This is a genomic window from Neisseria sp. P0020.S005 (assembly GCF_051957055.1).
In the GTDB taxonomy this organism is placed as follows: Bacteria; Pseudomonadota; Gammaproteobacteria; order Burkholderiales; family Neisseriaceae; genus Neisseria; species Neisseria subflava_A.
The window spans coordinates 1-5,294 of record NZ_JBQCWV010000020.1; the positions used below are offsets into that span (position 1 = coordinate 1).

The window sequence follows — 5,294 nt, forward strand, 5'->3', positions numbered from 1 at the left end:
ACAGGCATGTAAAAAGCCCCCGACATCAGTCGGGGGCTTCGGAATGGGTGTTTGGCGGTGACCTACTTTCACATGGAAGAACCACACTATCATCGGCGCTGAGTCGTTTCACGGTCCTGTTCGGGATGGGAAGGCGTGGGACCAACTCGCTATGGCCGCCAAACTTAAACTGTTACAAATCGGTAAAGCCTTAATCAATTATTTGGTGATGACTGAATCAGTCAGTAAGCTTTTATCTTTGAAGTTCTTCAAATGATAGAGTCAAGCCTCACGAGCAATTAGTATGGGTTAGCTTCACGCGTTACCGCGCTTCCACACCCCACCTATCAACGTCCTGGTCTCGAACGACTCTTTAGTGTGGTTAAACCACAAGGGAAGTCTCATCTTCAGGCGAGTTTCGCGCTTAGATGCTTTCAGCGCTTATCTCTTCCGAACTTAGCTACCCGGCTATGCAACTGGCGTTACAACCGGTACACCAGAGGTTCGTCCACTCCGGTCCTCTCGTACTAGGAGCAGCCCCCGTCAAACTTCCAACGCCCACTGCAGATAGGGACCAAACTGTCTCACGACGTTTTAAACCCAGCTCACGTACCACTTTAAATGGCGAACAGCCATACCCTTGGGACCGACTACAGCCCCAGGATGTGATGAGCCGACATCGAGGTGCCAAACTCCGCCGTCGATATGAACTCTTGGGCGGAATCAGCCTGTTATCCCCGGAGTACCTTTTATCCGTTGAGCGATGGCCCTTCCATACAGAACCACCGGATCACTATGTCCTGCTTTCGCACCTGCTCGACTTGTCGGTCTCGCAGTTAAGCTACCTTTTGCCATTGCACTATCAGTCCGATTTCCGACCGGACCTAGGTAACCTTCGAACTCCTCCGTTACTCTTTGGGAGGAGACCGCCCCAGTCAAACTGCCTACCATGCACGGTCCCCGACCCGGATTACGGGTCTGGGTTAGAACCTCAAAGACACCAGGGTGGTATTTCAAGGACGGCTCCACAGAGACTGGCGTCTCTGCTTCAAAGCCTCCCACCTATCCTACACAAGTGACTTCAAAGTCCAATGCAAAGCTACAGTAAAGGTTCACGGGGTCTTTCCGTCTAGCAGCGGGTAGATTGCATCTTCACAACCACTTCAACTTCGCTGAGTCTCAGGAGGAGACAGTGTGGCCATCGTTACGCCATTCGTGCGGGTCGGAACTTACCCGACAAGGAATTTCGCTACCTTAGGACCGTTATAGTTACGGCCGCCGTTTACTGGGGCTTCGATCCGATGCTTGCACATCTTCAATTAACCTTCCAGCACCGGGCAGGCGTCACACCCTATACGTCCACTTTCGTGTTAGCAGAGTGCTGTGTTTTTAATAAACAGTCGCAGCCACCTATTCTCTGCGACCCTCCAGGGCTTACGGAGCAAGTCCTTAACCTTAGAGGGCATACCTTCTCCCGAAGTTACGGTATCAATTTGCCGAGTTCCTTCTCCTGAGTTCTCTCAAGCGCCTTAGAATTCTCATCCTGCCCACCTGTGTCGGTTTGCGGTACGGTTCAATTCAAACTGAAGCTTAGTGGCTTTTCCTGGAAGCGTGGTATTGGTTACTTCATGTCCGTAGACACTCGTCATCACTTCTCGGTGTTAAGAAGACCCGGATTTGCCTAAGTCTTCCACCTACCGGCTTAAACAAGCTATTCCAACAGCTTGCTAACCTAACCTTCTCCGTCCCCACATCGCATTTGAATCAAGTACAGGAATATTAACCTGTTTCCCATCGACTACGCATTTCTGCCTCGCCTTAGGGGCCGACTCACCCTACGCCGATGAACGTTGCGTAGGAAACCTTGGGCTTTCGGCGAGCGGGCTTTTCACCCGCTTTATCGCTACTCATGTCAACATTCGCACTTCTGATACCTCCAGCACACTTTACAATGCACCTTCATCGGCCTACAGAACGCTCCCCTACCATGCCAGTAAACTGGCATCCGCAGCTTCGGTTATAGATTTGAGCCCCGTTACATCTTCCGCGCAGGACGACTCGACCAGTGAGCTATTACGCTTTCTTTAAATGATGGCTGCTTCTAAGCCAACATCCTGGCTGTCTGGGCCTTCCCACTTCGTTTACCACTTAATCTATCATTTGGGACCTTAGCTGGCGGTCTGGGTTGTTTCCCTCTTGACAACGGACGTTAGCACCCGCTGTCTGTCTCCCGAGGAACCACTTGATGGTATTCTTAGTTTGCCATGGGTTGGTAAGTTGCAATAACCCCCTAGCCATAACAGTGCTTTACCCCCATCAGTGTCTTGCTCGAGGCACTACCTAAATAGTTTTCGGGGAGAACCAGCTATCTCCGAGTTTGTTTAGCCTTTCACCCCTATCCACAGCTCATCCCCGCATTTTGCAACATGCGTGGGTTCGGTCCTCCAGTACCTGTTACGGCACCTTCAACCTGGCCATGGATAGATCACTCGGTTTCGGGTCTACACCCAGCAACTATTCGCCCTATTAAGACTCGGTTTCCCTACGCCTCCCCTATTCGGTTAAGCTCGCTACTGAATGTAAGTCGTTGACCCATTATACAAAAGGTACGCAGTCACACCACAAGGGTGCTCCCACTGTTTGTATGCATCAGGTTTCAGGTTCTATTTCACTCCCCTCCCGGGGTTCTTTTCGCCTTTCCCTCACGGTACTGGTTCACTATCGGTCGATGATGAGTATTTAGCCTTGGAGGATGGTCCCCCCATATTCAGACAGGATTTCACGTGTCCCGCCCTACTTTTCGTACGCTTAGTACCACTATTGAGATTTCGAATACGGGACTATCACCCACTATGGTCAAGCTTCCCAGCTTGTTCTTCTATCTCGACAGTTATTACGTACAGGCTCCTCCGCGTTCGCTCGCCACTACTTGCGGAATCTCGGTTGATTTCTTTTCCTCCGGGTACTTAGATGGTTCAGTTCTCCGGGTTCGCTTCGCTTATCCTATGTATTCAGATAAGGATACCTCCTAAGAGGTGGGTTTCCCCATTCGGACATCGCGGGATCATAGCTTTATTGCCAGCTCCCCCACGCTTTTCGCAGGCTTACACGTCCTTCGTCGCCTATCATCGCCAAGGCATCCACCTGATGCACTTATTCACTTGACTCTATCATTTCAAGAACCTCTTGACTTCGTTTACCTACCCGTTGACTAGGGAAGTAAACTTGAAATTCCTACTTTGATAAAGCTTACTGCTTTGTTGTGTCTTAATCCTGCCTTTTGTGTTTCAGGATTAAGTCGATACAATCATCACCCAAATACTGTGTTTGTTTTCTTTTCTCTTGCGAGAGATTTTTTATCCTTTGCAAAGAACAAAAAATCAAAACAAACTCATTGTCTTTGTTTGTTGATTTCGGCTTTCCAATTTGTTAAAGATCGATGCGTTGATATTTCACTTCGCAAATCAAAATAAGCTGCTAAGTATAGCAGGCTTCCTTTGATTTGTAAAGTTCTTGGTGGAGGCAAACGGGATCGAACCGATGACCCCCTGCTTGCAAAGCAGGTGCTCTACCAACTGAGCTATGCCCCCGTTCTTGGTGGGTCTGGGAGGACTTGAACCTCCGACCCCACGCTTATCAAGCGTGTGCTCTAACCAGCTGAGCTACAAACCCGGATTCTCTTCTTAAGCGAATCTTGTCTTCACTCAAGCTTTTCTCTTCCGCATCTTTATACAGTTTACCGATAAGTGTGAATGCATCAGACCTCTTCTTTCTCTAGAAAGGAGGTGATCCAGCCGCAGGTTCCCCTACGGCTACCTTGTTACGACTTCACCCCAGTCATGAAGCATACCGTGGTAAGCGGGCTCCTTGCGGTTACCCTACCTACTTCTGGTATCCCCCACTCCCATGGTGTGACGGGCGGTGTGTACAAGACCCGGGAACGTATTCACCGCAGTATGCTGACCTGCGATTACTAGCGATTCCGACTTCATGCACTCGAGTTGCAGAGTGCAATCCGGACTACGATCGGTTTTGTGAGATTGGCTCCACCTCGCGGCTTGGCTACCCTCTGTACCGACCATTGTATGACGTGTGAAGCCCTGGTCATAAGGGCCATGAGGACTTGACGTCATCCCCACCTTCCTCCGGCTTGTCACCGGCAGTCTCATTAGAGTGCCCAACTAAATGATGGCAACTAATGACAAGGGTTGCGCTCGTTGCGGGACTTAACCCAACATCTCACGACACGAGCTGACGACAGCCATGCAGCACCTGTGTTACGGCTCCCGAAGGCACTCCTCCGTCTCTGGAGGATTCCGTACATGTCAAGACCAGGTAAGGTTCTTCGCGTTGCATCGAATTAATCCACATCATCCACCGCTTGTGCGGGTCCCCGTCAATTCCTTTGAGTTTTAATCTTGCGACCGTACTCCCCAGGCGGTCAATTTCACGCGTTAGCTACGCTACTAAGCAATCAAGTTGCCCAACAGCTAATTGACATCGTTTAGGGCGTGGACTACCAGGGTATCTAATCCTGTTTGCTACCCACGCTTTCGAGCATGAACGTCAGTGTTATCCCAGGAGGCTGCCTTCGCCATCGGTATTCCTCCACATCTCTACGCATTTCACTGCTACACGTGGAATTCTACCTCCCTCTGACACACTCTAGTCACCCAGTTCAGAACGCAGTTCCCAGGTTGAGCCCGGGGATTTCACATCCTGCTTAAGTAACCGTCTGCGCTCGCTTTACGCCCAGTAATTCCGATTAACGCTCGCACCCTACGTATTACCGCGGCTGCTGGCACGTAGTTAGCCGGTGCTTATTCTTCAGGTACCGTCATCAGCTGTCGATATTAGCAACAGCCTTTTCTTCCCTGACAAAAGTCCTTTACAACCCGAAGGCCTTCTTCAGACACGCGGCATGGCTGGATCAGGCTTGCGCCCATTGTCCAAAATTCCCCACTGCTGCCTCCCGTAGGAGTCTGGGCCGTGTCTCAGTCCCAGTGTGGCGGATCATCCTCTCAGACCCGCTACTGATCGTCGCCTTGGTAGGCCTTTACCCCACCAACTAGCTAATCAGATATCGGCCGCTCGAATAACGCAAGGCCCGAAGGTCCCCTGCTTTCCTCCTCAGAGAATATGCGGTATTAGCTAATCTTTCGATTAGTTATCCCCCATTACTCGGTACGTTCCGATATATTACTCACCCGTTCGCCACTCGCCACCCAAGAAGCAAGCTTCTCTGTGCTGCCGTCCGACTTGCATGTGTAAAGCATGCCGCCAGCGTTCAATCTGAGCCAGGATCAAACTCTTAT

General features: G+C 50.5%; 2 tRNA genes and 3 rRNA genes. All 5 read right to left on the minus strand.

What is annotated here, in order from left to right:
- Window positions 1-49: 49 nt before the first annotated feature.
- A 5S ribosomal RNA gene (rrf, locus tag ACTHTU_RS11055) occupies window positions 50-163 on the minus strand.
- A gap of 94 nt (window positions 164-257) precedes the next feature.
- Window positions 258-3,146, minus strand: a 23S ribosomal RNA gene (locus tag ACTHTU_RS11060).
- Between the two features lie 347 nt (window positions 3,147-3,493).
- A tRNA-Ala gene (locus ACTHTU_RS11065) sits at window positions 3,494-3,569 on the minus strand.
- A gap of 5 nt (window positions 3,570-3,574) precedes the next feature.
- Window positions 3,575-3,651: transfer RNA gene (locus ACTHTU_RS11070), tRNA-Ile, on the minus strand.
- A gap of 106 nt (window positions 3,652-3,757) precedes the next feature.
- Window positions 3,758-5,294: ribosomal RNA gene (locus ACTHTU_RS11075) — 16S ribosomal RNA — on the minus strand.
- The 16S, 23S and 5S rRNA genes sit together here with 2 tRNA genes alongside, the layout of an rRNA operon.